We start from the raw sequence: 15953 nt of genomic DNA on the forward strand, positions 1-15953 counted from the left end.
CGCAGCAAAACGGTGCACCCGGCCGAGGGCCATGAAGGTCAGGCACCGGTGCTGCGCACTAGGTATCGTTATGTGGAACTGCCGCCACTGATCAATAGCCTCGAAAAGGGCTTCTTAGCGGTGGGTAACGAAGACCTGATACAGATCGCGGATGTCACAGAGATCACGTTGCAGAACACCCGCCGCCACTATCTCGACATGCCAGACAAACCCCTCCTGCACGGTCGCCCCGATCGCCAGGAAGAGACCCTCTATGACAAGAACGGCAAAGGGAAAACCACCTCCATCAGTTGGCGCTATAGCCAGGTCGATGGAGAAATGGGGGCCAGAACGCTGCACCAGACAGTCGAAACCCTGACCGGTTACAATGGCAGCCAACAGATCACAACGTCACAGGCCTCCCGCTTCAACGGCGAAACCGTGATGCAGGAGGATGTCAATGGCGTCAAAACCGCCTACCGGTACGACGTCCTGGGCCGGTTGCTGGAAGAACGCGTGGCCCTGGGCACACCGGTCGAAGCCTCTCGTCACTTCACCTATCGCCTAACGTCGGCGGGCGGTCAACAAGCCGAGCAAGTGCTGACCGATGTCAAGGGTGTTAATACCCGGACCCTGTTCGATGGAGGCAACCGGGTTATTGAAGAACAGCGTCAGCGGCTGGACAGCAAAACCGGTGAGCTTGCCTGGCGCCAGACCTACACCGCCCTGCATGACGCCCTGGGGCGTAAGACCAGCGAAACCGCCTGTGATTGGCTGAACGATGCACCCTTGCCCTTGACCAGCCACTTAGACTATGACGATTGGGGCGAGGTGTGCCGAACCACCGCTCCAGATGGAGTGGCCCAGATCAGCGAGCGGTGGTTCGACGATAACCGCCTGATCATTCGCACCTGGCAGGAGCACGTCGAACGGCCCGATGTGCGTACACATAGCAGCGAGACCCATTACAACCATTTTGAAAAAACCGACAAGGTCCGGCGTCTGGATGCCCAAGACGATATGGCGGGCAGCCGGGACTACGTCTACGACGGCTATGGCAACTGCGTGCGCGAGGTCGAAACACTGAGGAACCCACAGGGCGACGCGCTGCCGAACTTGCAGCGCATCACCCAATACGAGTACGACGTCTGGGGCCGCATGCTGCGTACCGTGTTGCCGAACGAAGACCGTGTCGAGCGCACCTTTGCCGACTACAGCATCAGTGAGTTACCCACCCTTTTGCAGGTCACTCCCAGTAACACTGCGTACCCCGTGGTAGTGTCCGGCACACAGCAATTTGACGATCTAGAGCGCCTGACCGAGCGCAAGGTTGGTCCGCGCAGCGAGTTCTATCGCTACGAGGGTGGGCAGATGCAGCCTCACCAGCGGATCACCCCCGGCAATCAGACGCTGACCTATCGCTACAACCTGCAACTGACCCAGCAGCCGACGGAAATCACGGCGGCCGAAGGCCCCGAGTCCAGCTATGTGTATGATCCGTTGAGCGCCGCCATCACCCAGGCCATCAACGATCAGGGTCAACGCGACTATGCGTACACACTGGAAGGCCACCTGGCCTCGGAGCGTTGGCGCGACAGCAACGGCGCCGATCAACAGACGCTTCACCACACCTCATTACAAGGCAGACAACTGCGCCGCGAAGACCAAGGTGCCACACCGACGCAGTACCAGTACGACACCGCGGGCAGACTGGTCCATGTCAGCCAAGGTGATCTTCAAGCTGAGTTCGTCTACAACCTCGATGGTCTTCTCGAACGCAGCACTAGCAGCGACCTGGACAGCAATCAGCGCTTGGTTACCGAGCTTGAATACGATGAACACGGCCGCGAAATCAAGCGAACCCTGCAGGTAGGAGATGAAGCGGCCAGAGTATTGACCCAGGTCTGGCAGGACGACGATCAATTGCGCAGCCGCCGCCTGGAAAAAGCCGGTCAAACGCTACTGGAGGAGCACTTCGAGTACGACGTACGCAACCGCCTGACCCGACACACCTGCGCCGGTGAAGCGTTGCCGACCGATGGTTATGGCAATGCCATTACCGAGCAGGTGTTTCGCTTCGACGCCTTGGACAACATCGAACGCTGCAACAGCCGTTTTGCCGATGGCAGCAGTGACAACGCGCGCTTCACCTATGACGTGAATGACAGCTGCCAATTGAGAGAAGTCAGCCACAGTCATGCGGCGTATCCCTCGCTGCAAACCTTTGACTATGACGCCGATGGACATCAGCTCAATGATGAACAAGGTCGGCTGCTGCGCTATGACTCCCTGGGTCGTCTGCTGGAGGTGCGCAGCGCCGACGATGCGACTTCCCTGATCAACTACCGCTATGACGGCCATGATCACCTCGTTGGGGTGCGCCACGGCAGCGACCCGCAAGCCCTGCGTTTCTATCAGGGTTACCAGCTCAGCTACACCTTGCAGGACGACCTGCTGACCCAGTTTCTGTACGACGGCGATCGTCCACTGGGCCAGCAGATACCGAACACCTCTCTTCAAGGCATGCTGTTGCTGACCGATGCCGCCAACAACGTAATCGGCGAAAGCCGCGCCGACGGGCTGCATGAAACCACCTACAGCGCCTATGGCGAGCGCCGCGAAGACAACGGCCTGAAGGGGCTACTGGCATTTACCGGAGAAGTGCGAGAGGCCGTCATTGGCTGGTACCTACTGGGTCGTGGTTACCGCGCTTACAACCCGGGGCTAATGCGTTTCCACAGCCCTGACTCACTCAGTCCGTTCGGCGCCGGTGGCCTGAACCCGTACGGTTATTGCCGGGGGAACCCGATCGTTTGGCGCGACCCCAGCGGACATCGTGCCCAGCCCGTTACTCCGAATCGGGATCCTGATCCGGGTTTTATCGATCCGATCGAGCAGCCCAAGAATCCCGGCATAAGCATAGGTCAATGGATCGGTTTGGGCCTGGCGGCATTGTTTCTGGTGGCGTCTGCGGTGGTGATGCCCTGGACAGCACCGGCGACCATAGGTGTGTCCGTCACTTATGTGGTCGGCGTTGTCGGGATCGGCCTTCAGGCAGCAGGTTTGGGGATGCAAATTTATGGCACGATCAAGCAAGACGAAACCTGGGCCTCTATTGGTGGTGGAGTGGGCGCAGTCGGCGGGTTGCTTGCGGGTTACGGGATATATGCGGCGAGGGCCGCTGTGGCTGCGGCCAAAGCAGCAGCTCAAGCAACAACTCAAGCAGCTATGACCAACGCAATTGAAACTGGCTTTCAGAGTATAGCGGGCATGGCTAACCGCGTGGGCGGGGCTGGAGCTGCTGGGCCTCAAGGGATCCCAGGAATCCAAGGACCTCCAGGGATCCCAGGAATCCAAGGACCTCCAGGGATCCCAGGAATCCAAGGAATCCAAGGACCTCCAGGGCTCTCAGGATCTGTTGTACGTCAAGGCCCTCTAGGAGAAATAGCTCATAAAACTATAGCTCCTGCGGTTGGCAAAACATCGAACCTTGGGGCGAATATTAGTACACCCCCCGCTCCTACGCCGCCACGACCTGCAACTGGTGGTTGGTCAACGGGGCCTTCCGGCGTGCTGGTAGAAAAAAACGTTTACAACGCGGCGATATATAAATCCGGACTATCCAAGCTTTAGCTACCATCCTCGTGACTCCCGCAGTTTATGCTGCGGGAGTTTTTTCATCCGCCCATTCCCACGGCCCAAACATTCAACCTCCGAACTCTGTGGCCGATTCCATCACATCCTACATTCCTGTCTGACCTCGCCCCGTAACCTCCCCGTCGCACCTCAGCGCCAGCGTGTTTCTCGTAACGCTCGTGCCGCCTGCACACGCTTAACCCAATTTAGAACCCGGCCCACCGCCAGCCCGGCCTGCTTGATATCGGCTCTCGTGTCGCTTATCGGCCACGGTCTCTTGTCGCCAGGAAAATACCCATGAATCATCTTTGGGGGCGCCGACAGTTGCCGTCGCACCTGCGCCTTGCCCGTCTGTTCACTCTCGGAGGCAGCGGTTTGTTGATGGCCGCGATCAAACTCGCACTGGCCAGCGAACCTCTCCAATTCAAGTCTGGCTTTAGCGTTAGAGCCCTGGCCTTGAGTGGCCTCAGGCGCGACAGCCTGGCCGAACCCGAGCGCTTGCAGCAAGCTTGCGTAGACCTTTGGAGCATTGGTACCCGGCGCCCAGGCTAGCGTCGACAGTCGTCAGCCGCGGCTGGCGACTTCCATCACCAAACAGATCGCCATGCGCCGTGATGTCGCATGTTATGTCGACGCGGCCCGCTGGGGCCGCGGTATCAACGCAGCCTTCGTCAGCTATCAGGCCTCGATCCAACAGAATTCCGGGCATAGGCGGGACTCGATCAACAACCAGGGCCTGTACATAAACAGCGGCCTGAACCTGGGCCATTGGCGCCTGCGCAGCAACCACTCATTGCACCTGGACGAACATGGCAAACGCTACTGGAGTCGCGCCTATGCCTATGCCTATGCCTACGGTATTCGCCTTGAGGGAAGCAGCAGGTCGCAGCCTATCGAACCACTGCGGGGCTGTTCAGCTTGACCGATGATTCAGATGCTGAAGGAATGGGTATCCAGGTATTGATGGGCGACGGCAGCACGCCGCACTCGGTGACGATGTGTCGATCCTGACTCTGCTGACATCGGGCTCGGCCGTGCTGCCATTGACTGCCCGTTATTATCAAACCGGTACCAATGACGAGATTCGCGCGGCTCAACCAAGGTGGATGCCGACAGAGGCTTCACCCTCACAAACAAACAGCCCCCCCCGGCCCTTACAGCGAAAGAGCCGAAGTTGCTGCGTATGAAACTGTTCAGTCAATCAACGTCAAATACAATGACGGAAAATTGGGGGCGACGAGCGGTGGCCATGTCTGCCCGCCATCGAAACTGACATACACCTTGCCCGTTAAAGGCCCAGGGCGCTGTAGCGAACTCAGAAACGCCTTTGATACCGTCACATCTCCCCCCCGGCCAACACCAAAATTGGTTTCCTGTTGAGTAACCTGACGCCCTCTGATCACGGGAAACTCAACCTCTGCTCCCGAAGCGCCGACTCCCGTCATATTGATTCTGATCCACTGGTCCGTCGTAATTAACACCCATGGAGCCAGTGTTAATACCGCGCCTGTGTCCGGAACACTCCTGAGGCTCAGGTTCCCACCGGAAAGCCCCTGACATTGAACAGTTGGGAAGTGAGTGCTGGCGACGGTCTGTATCTTCAGCGTTCGATTTACGGACGGCCACTCAACCTCCTTGTCGTCGATGACTCTATAAGACACCGGCAGGGTCTTGCCGATATACGCGGCAATAGATTGCATCGGAATTTGATAACGACGCGAACCCGGAGTGATCTCCTGGATGGCTCGGTACTCCCCCACGCTGCCGAGCTCACCCCACTGCACCCAGACCTCTTCTTGCGGATAAATGACCGCTGTATCCGGTATCACCGCAATCGCCCCGGACGTAAACATCAGTGGATCCAGCGTCTGCTGCTCGCCGTTTCCCGAGGCGTTCTCGACGGAAGGCCAAGGTAATACACGCGGGATGGGGATGGCATCGACTTCCAGTTCAACCGCAAGAGAATGCAGGCTCAGGTTACCCGCACGATCCTGCACCCGATACGTCACATAGCGCAAACCATCCCCCCTGTCCCGTATCAACTGACCCCGAATCGTGAGTTCCAAGGGTTCAGAATAGTTTTTATCATCAAGCTCAATGACGCCCCCCTGATTCAAGTCACCTGGGCTGCGTCCCCAAAACCAAGTAATGCGGTCCCAGGGTCTGGGTGTCGTGTAACCGGGGATATCAGCCTCTAGTTGATCTTCGTGCTGATCAAGGTAGTAGGCAGTGAGTTTGCCGGGAGGGAGGATTTCGGAAGGGAAAATCAATTTGCTTTCAGCAGCAAGAACAGGTGCGGTGGTATCGAGTGTAATCACTAGCTCATAGGAATCATCTGACTCATCGTTATAAGCCGTTACCCTGTAACGTAACCGATGCTGTCCGTCATTGCCGCGTAGTAGTCTTCTGGGCAATGTAACAAACCGGTCTGAAACCTCGATAGGTGCACCACTCCAAGAACGCAGATCTACTGATTCGCCGTCAAAGAACAGTTCAACCGACTCTTCACCCAGCGTCGGGTCGGAGTGCGCCCATAGTTCAAACCAAACTTTCAGGTCGTCGTGTGTTTTGGCTTCCGGGAGAAGATTGGGTTCACCGCCTACAACATCGTCAAGCAATCCATCCACATGAGGCTCAGGCAAAAATCTGGGGCTGCCGGAAGACGGCGTGTTTTTTGGCTTGTTCATGAACAAGACTCCTTAGAAAGGAGGGAGGAACAATAGCCGCAGCATTCTCCCTCTTGTTATATGAAAGAACATTAAACCCGCAGTACAGCAGCCCTTCACACCCCGCCGGCTTAAATTATTGAATTACCAGCTATAGCGCACACCCACGTTGGCCCCCCACGGCTGCTCGACCTTGTTGCCGTTGCTATAGTCGAAATCAGCGTGGACCGACACCTTCTCGGTCAGCGTCATGGCCACACCTGCGCCCAGCTCGCCACGGGAGCCTGAAAGGTCATTGTTGAATACGTTATTGTTGACCTTGACTTCGTTGTTGTTGGCGAACTCGTGCGCGTAAGCGGCACGAATATACGGCTGTATCACTTTGCCTTCGCCCAGGTTGAAATTGCGCCCAGCAGTCGCACCGACCTTGGCCAACAATGAGCGCGTGAGGTCGCCTTTGGCGGACAAGGCGTTATCCAAGTCGTAGTCCTTACCCTGAATAACCACACCCGACAGCTGAGTGAAGGGTTCAACAAAATAGTCGTTGGCCAACTTGATGTGACGACCGAACTCCAGGGACGCACCAACGCCGTTGTTGTCATAGCTGCCCTTGGTCTGCTTGCCATCACTGAGCTGCACTTTGGATTCGTTCTGGAAACGGTTGAACTTGAGCACGCCGTCGAAGTAGTAGCCGCTTTCGTCATCCAGCCAGGTGGTGTAGGCACCAAGGTAGTAACTGTTGACTGTGCCAGTGGTGCCGTGGCTTAGGTCCAGATCGGACTTGCTGTACCCCCCCAGCAACCCCACTAGCCACTGGCCATCACCAACCGGCAACGGCGCGTCGGCACCGAAAGACAGACCCTGCTGGGTTTGTCGGTAAGCCACACCGGAACTGGCGCTGACATCGAACTTGTTGCCATAAGCACGCATCCAGCCACCGGCCTTGCCTTCATCCATGCGCACTTCGCCCATGCGGCTGCGCAAGGTACTGAGTTCGCCGTACCAGACGGTCTGTGCAGTATTGAACAACGCCATCACTGATCGGGTGCCCGGGCTGATGACTTTCGCTGAAGTGTTCAGGTACCAATCGTTGTTGCCCTGCTTGATCAGATTGTAGGAGAAGGCACCCAGATCCACCGGGCCATCCTTCAGCAAAAACTCGGCATCGCCAGCGGCGATGTGGACCACCGGGATGGAAGTGGCAGTCCCCGGTTCGGAACCACTGCTGTCGATCGCCACCGTATGATTTCCGCTGGCCGTTCCGGTAACCATCAGGGTGTCGACCTGGCCGGTGGTGAAGTTCGTGTGCATGAAGAACGTGCCGTTGCCCGACAGCTCGCCCACCGACAATTTGTAGAACTCGCCCGGATTGCCGAACTGAATGCCACCGCCGTTCATGACAAGGTTTGCGACCTCGCCATCACCGACCATCACCCACCGGGCGTCGTTATTGACGGCCAGACTCTGAATGTTTTCAAGACGACCTGTCAGTGTCGCGGAGTGGTCAAGAACAACGTCGGCACTGCTGCCAGCCTCCACGACGATATCGCCGAACAGCTGGCTGTTATCGGCCTTGAAATTCGCCGAAGAGCCATTGATGACTTCCAGTAGCGTACCGTTACCACCCACTAGGGTAGAACCGTTGTTGACTACGATGTTCACACGTTCGGTGTTGGTCTGAGTCTGGCCGTCGACGATGATCGCCGAGCCGCTCAACCCTTCGACGTGCGAGTTATTCAGGATCAACGCGTTGTCGGCAGACAGGTTGAGGTCGGCGAACAGACTCACACCGTTGAGCCCCCCCACGATAGTGCTGTCAGTGGCGGAAATCTTTCCGCCGAAGCTGCGGATACCGATGCCATCAGCGTTGCTACCGGTGACTTTGGAGCCTGCTTCGAGTGTCAATTGGCTTTTGGCACTGAGGCTCGCCCCAATCTGACCCCCGATGATCTCGCTGTCACTGACCCGCGCAGTGGATCCACCGTTGACCGTTTGTGCCAGACGCAAGCCGGTGCGGCTGCTGACAATTGTGCTTTTATTGGCAATGGTCATTTCACTGGCAGACAGATCGACTCCGTAAATGGTGCCTTGAGCGTTGACCCGAGTGCTGTTGAGCACGACATTCGAACCCGTGGCCGCACGGATCTGGTTGGTAGTGGCGCCGTTGGCCGTCAGTTTACTTGCGTTCTCTACTAGGTAATCGTCCAGCGTGGTGGAGGCATCGATGGTCTTGGAAGAACCATCATCGATTATGGTCTGCGCCAGCCCAGTCGGGCTGATCAACAGCAACGGCGTGAGCATCACGAGTTTGAGAAAATGCGCGAGTGGTGTGACAGGAAATGACTGGCTGACGGGCATGAGTAGTTCCTTGGTAAATAGACTGTTTTTACAAACCGTTCTACCCTACGTCTGGTAACGTTTGGCCTGAACGCTCAATGGCAGCAACCCTAAGCCTCCCCCCAAAAAAAATATGTAGGATAATTCCTAGCATTGCAGTCGAAAAAACGTCGTTAGAACCCTCCCTTGGCAATGTCAGAACAGTGTAAGTGTAGGATTATTCCTAGCATTCGAAAGACTTTGCTCCGCGCAGTCGAAAAAACGTCGATAGAATCCTCCCTTGGCAATGTCAGAACAGTGTGAGGACACGGGCGACAAGCGCCCGTGTTCTGGCCCTGATGTTTAGGCTAAGGCCTTGGGATTTCGCACGGGTCATTCGGTCGATGGAATGCTGTGCGGGTCGTTAAAGGCGTCGACGGAATCACTTCCGTGCCGTCCCCAAAGAAGTACTGGATTTTCGCGCGACCTCGTCGACCTGGTGCGTTTTCGTTATATAGAGGCAGGATATGGGTAGCGTAAGGTTGCACCAGAATGGTGAAGCCGGTGACAGGCCCATCAGTACCTATCACATAGTCTTTAGTGAATATTGCTTCAGTAATCGGATCTTCGGGTGCGCTTAGATCCTGCCCTTTCATTGGCGTGAATACGACACTGATCGTATCTCCATTGTTCAGTAGTCCTGAAAGGTCAGGTATGGCAACTTTGAGTGAACCATCATCTTCCAGCACCGAGCAGCCCGGGTAACCGGTCGGATCGGGGATGGTGGGAAATCTCGCAGGCGGTAGTTCAATAGCAATTGCGTTGACACTAACCTTGGTCGCCTCTGAAAGCAGATCATTGACCAGTTCTGCCGCGCTAACCTGGTAGTTCACGGGTACGGTCAGCCCGTTCCCACCGTCCTTGATGTACTGCCAGGGGATGTCAACGGTTTGCAATTGACCAGGCACATGCTCCGAATTCTTATCGTCAAATGTTATCTGGGCTTCTACAACACGAGTGCCATTCCAGAAGAAGTCAACGATATGGCCGTTAACTGCCTCGGCATACCAAGTGAAGGAGAAAGTCGCATCCTTGTCCTTGTCGGCCCGTGTTAACTCATTGGTCCTAGAACCATCGAAGTTCTTGACCTCACCTTCCAACAGACTTGGATGTAGCGGATTTGGCCAATCAATCGGCGGAAAAGGTATCCACGGAATAGCAACCTCGAAGTTGACCTCAATATCCGCATCTTCAGGCCCAAATGGTCGCCCACTGCGAATGATTTGATAGCTAACGTTGGTCGTCTTGTTTCCAGTAGTGCCTTCCCCATACTCTCGAAGCAAGGTCGCGATAGGTAATACTGGGATCTCAATCTTCTCCTGTGGATTAGGGCCAACCGGATAGTCAGCCAGAAGGGTGTCACCCCATTTCAATCGAATGTCGTCTTTGGCCTTTGGGTTGTCATATTTGGGAATCAAGACACTCACTCCCGCCAGAGCATGCTCAACCGTCAACGGCCCCGGATCTGCCTGAGGCACTTCCGGTGGTTGCAGTTTGGTCGGCAGCTCCCCAAAGGTAAGGCCCATTTTCTTATAAACCGAAATGGCACTGGAGTTCATTGCTTTGTCGATCAAGACATAGAGAAAAGCGCACTCGGCATCTCCAAAAGCTCGAATGAGGTTGGCATCAATATTCACGGGGGTGTCCGTAACACCCGGTGCTGGAACATCGTTTAGGAATATAGGGGCGAGTGAGGTCGGGTCCTCAGGGATGTCGGCTGCGTCAACCAGATATATGGCGATTTTGTCAGTGGCTTGCCAATCCGAATAACCGGGAATCGTAGCAATCAGTGTTCCGCCAATGGGCAGGTTGCTATCGTCGAGGTAGTCCGCTGCAAACGTTAACGACAGCGGCGGATCGTACTTATAAGGTGGCAGTTGATCGCAAATAACCGTCATGATAGGCGAAGTAACTTCGTCATCCTGGTAAGTGTGGTGGAGATATGTCAGACGACACGTAGCATCTTGCGGAAGGTTGTTGACGTTGATGAGCATCTCGTACGGGAAGTTTTCCACAAAGTCGTTTCCGCCACTCGGTATTACAAACTCATGACTCGCCACGACATCAAAACGATCGTTTCCACGATCGAGCAAAACCTCGATTCTCTCTGGAGCAGTTGGCGGCGGCAGGTTATCCCACTTCGGGATGTACACCTTCAGTCCGTTCTTCAGGTTAGGGCCTTTCAGAAGGTTGGTTACAGGGTCTGCGAAATCCTCAGGTTTGATTTCTATCGTTTTTCCATCCTGCCGCGCTCGGTTTTCGGTTCGCATTTTCTGATAGGCACTGTGCGCCTCTCGCAGTTTGAGTTTTAAATTGGCACTTCCCATGTCGTCGCTCTCCCATTACCACCGTTTTAGCCATTGAGATATCAATGGCCATCAAGTATGTCTGGCAGATCGATACAACCAGGGACGACAAAGTACCTCCCTTCGCTCTGCTCGGCCGCTGAGGCCAGAGCAAGTGAAACACAGTTTTTAGTAACGCGACCCTAGCAGTTCTACTAAGTAGACAAGACCAAACAACTCCCTGAAACTGACACACTAAATCGACAGACCTATTAGGGAAGTCCCCATGTCGAAGAACCGCGAAGCCCTGCTCTGCCGCTACCACTACGACCCATTAGATCGCTTGGCTGACTGCGTGCCCTCAGCGCAGGCCAACACTCTGCGGTTTTATCTGAACAACCGATTGACCACGGAAATTGAGGGCAGGGTAGAACGTACGGTGTTTCAGCACGGCGACCAGCTATTAGCACAGCAACAGCGTCTGAGCTGATCGGGTCTTTGCTGATAAAGCGTCCGACCTGAGGGTCATAGTACCGATGGCGGTTGTAGTGCAGCCCTGTTTCGTGATCATGGTACTGGCCTTGAAACCGGATCGGGTTGGTCAGGCCTTTCTGCCGCGCCCAGTCCGAGCGTTGTTCCGTGACTTCACCCCAGGCTTTGTACTGCGCGGCCCAGGCCACGTGGCCGTGGTGGTCGGTCAGTTCCAGCGGGGTGCCGAGGTGGTCGCACTGGTACCAGGCCAGCGCCTCAAACGGTTGCGCTTTGGGCTGATGGGTCCACAGCGGGTCCTGGTCAATGTCGTAGGCGCCTTCGTAGGTCGGCTGGGCCAGCAGGCGGATTGGTTGTTGATGCAGCGCCTGAGCCACGGGCACGAAGCTGCCGGGTTCAAAAATGTAGTGCACGGTGCGCCCGGCGCCGCCGTCGGCCCGGGCCGGGCTGCTTTCCCAGGCCAAGGTGTCGCCGTCCCAGCCATAGAGGGTGAAGTCGCAGCCCAGTTCGCGCTGTTTGCGCGCCTGTTCGTTGCGGTTCCACTGCGAGCCCGCTTCCGAGCGGTTGCGGTGGTGGGCGTAAGAATTTTTGTACAGCCGGCGGCCCAGTGCGTCGTAGGCGTAGTCAACACTCAAGCGGACGTCGTTGAACTGCACCAGGCGGTCGAACAGGTCCCATTGCAGTTGGCTGTGCTGGCCGTTGTGCCACCGGCGGATCTGGTTGCCGCGTTCGTCGTAGTCGTAGTGGGTGCCGGCGTATTCGCGCAGCAGGTTGTCCATCAGTGTGTTGCGTTTGGGGTCGTGGTCCAGCGGGCGTTGGTACTGTTGGGTTTTTTCATCCAGCAGGTTGCTGGCCGGGTCGAAGGCGAATGTTTCCACGCCCAGGCGGCTGGTGGCGCTGAGCAGGCGGCCGACCGGGTCGTAGCGGTAGGCCAGCGGCCCGCGACGGCTGTCGTTGATGTCGGTCAGTTGCCCCGCCGCGTCGTACTGGTAGGTACGTTTGATCAGGGTCGTTTTGTCGTCACGGCGGCCTAAAAGCTGTTCTTGCAGGCGCCCGGCCGGGTCCCATTGTTGGGTTTGCAGCAAGCGGTTGCCTTGGTGGCGGGCGACTTCGCGGTGCAGGTCGTCGCGTTCGTAGCCGATCAGTTCGTGTTCGTCGACCCGCAGGCCCAGTAAATGGCCGCTGCCGTAGGTCAGCCAGCTGACACGGTGGCCGTCCGGGCGGGTGGTGGCGGTGCGCTGGTTGAGCCCGTCGTATTCGTGCTGCCACACCGCAAAACCCGGGGTTTTCAGGCTGTACTCTGAAACAACTGGCTATTTCAGAGCCGCCTGAGTGTATTGCTGGAAAAAATCAAGCCGTTTGGATTACAAATTTACCAGCCACAAGGTCTTCACAATTTATGTTACTTTTCAGTAGTAAAAATCCACTACCTCCTACAAAGATACTTTTGTGGCTAGGCACTGCCTTATTCAGACGAGAGTTATTAATCTGCAAGATATATTTCAGATCTTCACGTGCCTCATCCTCCTGAATCCAAGAAGGAATACCTGATATTTTAGCAATACCATTTTCGTCACTGTCCTCATTTTGGTTTTCGAAAACCCTAATCTTTCGTGCAGGAATAATAGGTTCGCCGTACCCATCCACCGATTCTCCAGAAGGCGTATAGGCTATAACTTTACCACCTTCAATAATTGCTTTTTCTATATACGCATCCGATACTTTTGAATACGGAGTAAACACAGAAACAACAAGATGCTCGCTTAAATTTACTGGCACATATTTATTGATGAAAGCTGCAGGAAATGTTGCTAGATGGAGTTACGGGGCACCTGCCGAATCGACGGGCCAACCGATTGACTCAGGAAGATATGGGCAGCCTCCCAGATAGGGCGAAATACTATCCGGGGTTTCATCCAAAAAAATCAGCTCATTGAACATTTCTCATACTCCGTTATTTGCATAAACATGGGCAAGTAGCCAAGAAACATTCCGCCTGTTTACGTAGCTCTCGAGCACGTGACGTGGGGATACCAGACGTTCGTAACGCCCCCTGCCAAACGTCCATTTGGCGTTTTGAGGAGAGCCCATTCGGCCCGAACTGAAACTCATCTCGACCGACATTCAAGTGTAGAGCAGCCAAAGCATTTTCATTTCTGTGAACATCTGTATGCATGCTGCGCGGAATTGCAATTGAAGGGTTAGATTTATTGCGAGTACCTTCGGGAGTCAACCCCATCTGCTCTAACGCATCGTTTCGGATAAACTCATGTGCGTCCAATGAGTCACCTGTGTTTGCTTTACCCGTTAAACTGCCATATGTTCCCAACTGACACTTACGCGCCAGCCCCAACGGATCAACCCACCCCGTCGGATTCGGCGCATACGCATACAGGTTTAGCCCGCCCGCATAGCTGATCGGGTCTTTGCTGATAAACCGTCCGTCCAGGAGCGCTTACCGTTGTTCCGTGACTTCGCCCCACGCTTTGTACTGCGCCGTCCAGACTACGTGGCCGTTGTGGTCGGTCAGTTTTTGCGTGGGGCCGAGGTGGTGCCAGGCCAGCGCATCCAGCGGCAAGGCTTTGGATTTATGCGTCCACATCTGATCTTGATCAATTTCGTAGGCGTCTTCGTAGGTCGGTTGGGCCGGACTGCTTTCCCACGCGAGGGGCTCGCCGTCCCAGCCGCAGCGCTGTTTGCGTGCGAGTTGTTTTAGGATTCAAAGTGTAATCCATCATTTCTAATTTTAAGTGCAATATCCAGCGGACCTAAATAAACGAACCCCCAATCTACATCATCAAACTCACCAACAGACTTTAGTATGAAACCGTTTGAAGCTGCCACATGGCAAATCAACCCAAGATCATCTACAACATTACCTGTCCATCCGATACTCAAAACACTTTCGATATCAAACTCTTTAGGGCAACAGGCAATATACGAACAGCGCTCACTTAAAATCGCATCAACCACAGAGGCAGAAGAAAGATTAGACAAACTAACCGCACCATAGAATTTTATGCCTTCATCCCCCTCAGAAATAACTTCTTTAAATTTACCACCATGTAATATCTCAACACCTCTAAGCTTTAGCCCCCCCCATAGCTTCCTATAGCGGGTTATACGAGTATCAGGCTGCCAAGAACCGGTGCCCATCAGTAGCCAAATCTCATATTCGGGCAATTTTTTTTCGAACAATTTATATATCGGTTTAAAAACTCGCAGCAGAGCATCGCCCCCATGCCCTTCAACCGACCAGCTTATTACCGATAGGCCACATTCATCTTGCGCCGCTGAGCGGCTAAAGTTTATTACGTCATTGTCCAAAAAAACATTATCAGCACTCAACACCCTAATTTCAGTAGTCATAATGGCCGCCTGATTCGTCATTAAAGTGAGAACCTCTATTCTGTGGATTTCCCGTACCAAAATCATGCCCATTAGAATCATCTCTAACTCTTACTTTTTTAAGACCTCCGCCTGGAGCAGCAACTTCAAACTCGTAAATTCTCCCTGGCTGTGGATTACCCCGTTTATCCACATTACGCATGACCTTACTTGGTTGCTGACTTGTCGGAATTCCTGATTTTCGCTTAGCTTCATTAAATGCACCACGACGGCCAGCCCCAGCAGGAGTCATATTTTTAGGTGCTGAGTCTTTCGCGTCACTATCACATAGGCAACGCACCAACCCCAACGGATCAACCCACCCCGTCGGATTCGGCGCATACGCATACAGATTCAACCCGCCCGCATAGCTGATCGGGTCTTTGCTGATAAAGCGTCCGACCTGGGGATCATAGTACCGATGGCGGTTGTAGTGCAGCCCTGTTTCGTGATCGTGGTACTGGCCTTGAAACCTAATAGGATTCGTCAGGCCTTTCTGCCGTGCCCAGTCCGAGCGCTGTTCCGTGACTTCACCCCAGGCTTTGTACTGCGCGGCCCAGGCCACGTGGCCGTGGTGGTCGGTCAGTTCCAGCGGGGTGCCGAGGTGGTCGCACGGGTACCAGGCCAGCGCCTCAAACGGTTGCGCTTTGGGCTGATGGGTCCACAGCGGGTCCTGGTCGATGTCGTAGGCGCCTTCGTAGGTCGGCTGGGCCAGCAGGCGGATCGGTTGTTGATGCAGCGCCTGAGCCACGGGCACGAAGCTGCCGGGTTCAAAAAGGTAGTGCACGGTGCGCCCGGCGGCGCCGTCGGCCCGGGCCGGGCTGCTTTCCCAGGCCAGGGTGTCGCCGTCCCAGCCATAGAGGGTGAAGTCGCAGCCCAGCTCGCGCTGTTTGCGCGCCTGTTCGTTGCGGTTCCACTGCGAGCCCGCTTCCGAGCGGTTGCGGTGGTGGGCGTAGGAGTTTTTGTACAGCCGGCGGCCCAATGCGTCGTAGGCGTAGTCAACACTCAAGCGGACGTCGTTGAACTGCACCAGACGGTCGAACAAATCCCATTGCAGCTGGCTGTGCTGGCCGTTGTGCCTGCGCCAGATCTGGTTGCCGCAGTTGCTCAGGCCCCTGGATCCACTTGGAGGGAC

General features: G+C 55.3%; 9 protein-coding genes and 3 pseudogenes. 3 read left to right on the plus strand and 9 right to left on the minus strand.

The genetic code is table 11. From position 1 onward, the window contains the following. Nucleotides 1–198 precede the first annotated feature (198 nt). The 3 genes from ACZRJQ_RS12835 to ACZRJQ_RS12845 all read left to right on the plus strand — a co-directional run bounded on the left by ACZRJQ_RS12835 (nt 199) and on the right by ACZRJQ_RS12845 (nt 4537). The gene (locus ACZRJQ_RS12835; RefSeq protein WP_463978723.1) at nt 199–3612 is read left to right on the plus strand and encodes an RHS repeat-associated core domain-containing protein; all 3414 of its coding nucleotides are present in this window, start codon (nt 199–201) and stop codon (nt 3610–3612) included. A gap of 300 nt (nt 3613–3912) precedes the next feature. Beyond that, nucleotides 3913–4167: a hypothetical protein gene (locus ACZRJQ_RS12840; RefSeq protein ID WP_463978724.1), complete on the plus strand. Its 255-nt coding sequence runs from the start codon at nt 3913–3915 to the stop codon at nt 4165–4167. After that, a complete protein-coding gene (locus tag ACZRJQ_RS12845) occupies nt 4145–4537 on the plus strand; it encodes a FimD/PapC N-terminal domain-containing protein (RefSeq protein ID WP_463978725.1) in 393 nt (130 codons plus the stop codon). Before ACZRJQ_RS12840 ends, ACZRJQ_RS12845 begins: the two co-directional genes overlap by 23 nt. 271 nt (nt 4538–4808) lie before the next feature. Here ACZRJQ_RS12845 and ACZRJQ_RS12850 read toward each other — a convergent pair whose 3' ends face one another. The 9 genes and pseudogenes from ACZRJQ_RS12850 to ACZRJQ_RS12890 form a co-directional block, all read right to left on the minus strand. Next, nucleotides 4809–6302: a hypothetical protein gene (locus tag ACZRJQ_RS12850; RefSeq protein ID WP_463978726.1), complete on the minus strand. Its 1494-nt coding sequence runs from the start codon at nt 6300–6302 to the stop codon at nt 4809–4811. A gap of 123 nt (nt 6303–6425) precedes the next feature. After that, entirely contained in the window at nt 6426–8639 is a 2214-nt protein-coding gene (locus tag ACZRJQ_RS12855) for an autotransporter outer membrane beta-barrel domain-containing protein (RefSeq protein ID WP_463978727.1), read from the minus strand. A gap of 326 nt (nt 8640–8965) precedes the next feature. Next, on the minus strand, nt 8966–10984 hold the full coding sequence (locus ACZRJQ_RS12860) for a hypothetical protein (RefSeq protein ID WP_463978728.1): 2019 nt from the start codon (nt 10982–10984) through the stop codon (nt 8966–8968). A 443-nt stretch (nt 10985–11427) separates the two neighbouring features. Then, nucleotides 11428–12717: pseudogene (locus ACZRJQ_RS12865) on the minus strand (RHS repeat-associated core domain-containing protein); the annotation flags it as partial. Between the two features lie 64 nt (nt 12718–12781). After that, nucleotides 12782–13210, minus strand: coding sequence for a hypothetical protein (locus tag ACZRJQ_RS12870; RefSeq protein ID WP_463978729.1), 429 nt, complete (start codon nt 13208–13210; stop codon nt 12782–12784). A 559-nt stretch (nt 13211–13769) separates the two neighbouring features. Further along, a pseudogene (locus ACZRJQ_RS12875) lies at nt 13770–14012 on the minus strand (RHS repeat protein); the annotation flags it as partial. A 131-nt stretch (nt 14013–14143) separates the two neighbouring features. Beyond that, entirely contained in the window at nt 14144–14800 is a 657-nt protein-coding gene (locus tag ACZRJQ_RS12880; RefSeq protein WP_463978730.1) for a hypothetical protein, read from the minus strand. Beyond that, the gene (locus ACZRJQ_RS12885; RefSeq protein WP_463978895.1) at nt 14790–15071 is read right to left on the minus strand and encodes an HNH/endonuclease VII fold putative polymorphic toxin; all 282 of its coding nucleotides are present in this window, start codon (nt 15069–15071) and stop codon (nt 14790–14792) included. Before ACZRJQ_RS12885 ends, ACZRJQ_RS12880 begins: the two co-directional genes overlap by 11 nt. A 48-nt stretch (nt 15072–15119) precedes the next feature. After that, nucleotides 15120–15917, minus strand: a pseudogene (locus tag ACZRJQ_RS12890) (RHS repeat-associated core domain-containing protein); the annotation flags it as partial. Nucleotides 15918–15953 lie beyond the last annotated feature (36 nt).

Source organism: Pseudomonas sp. E315 (assembly GCF_055406205.1).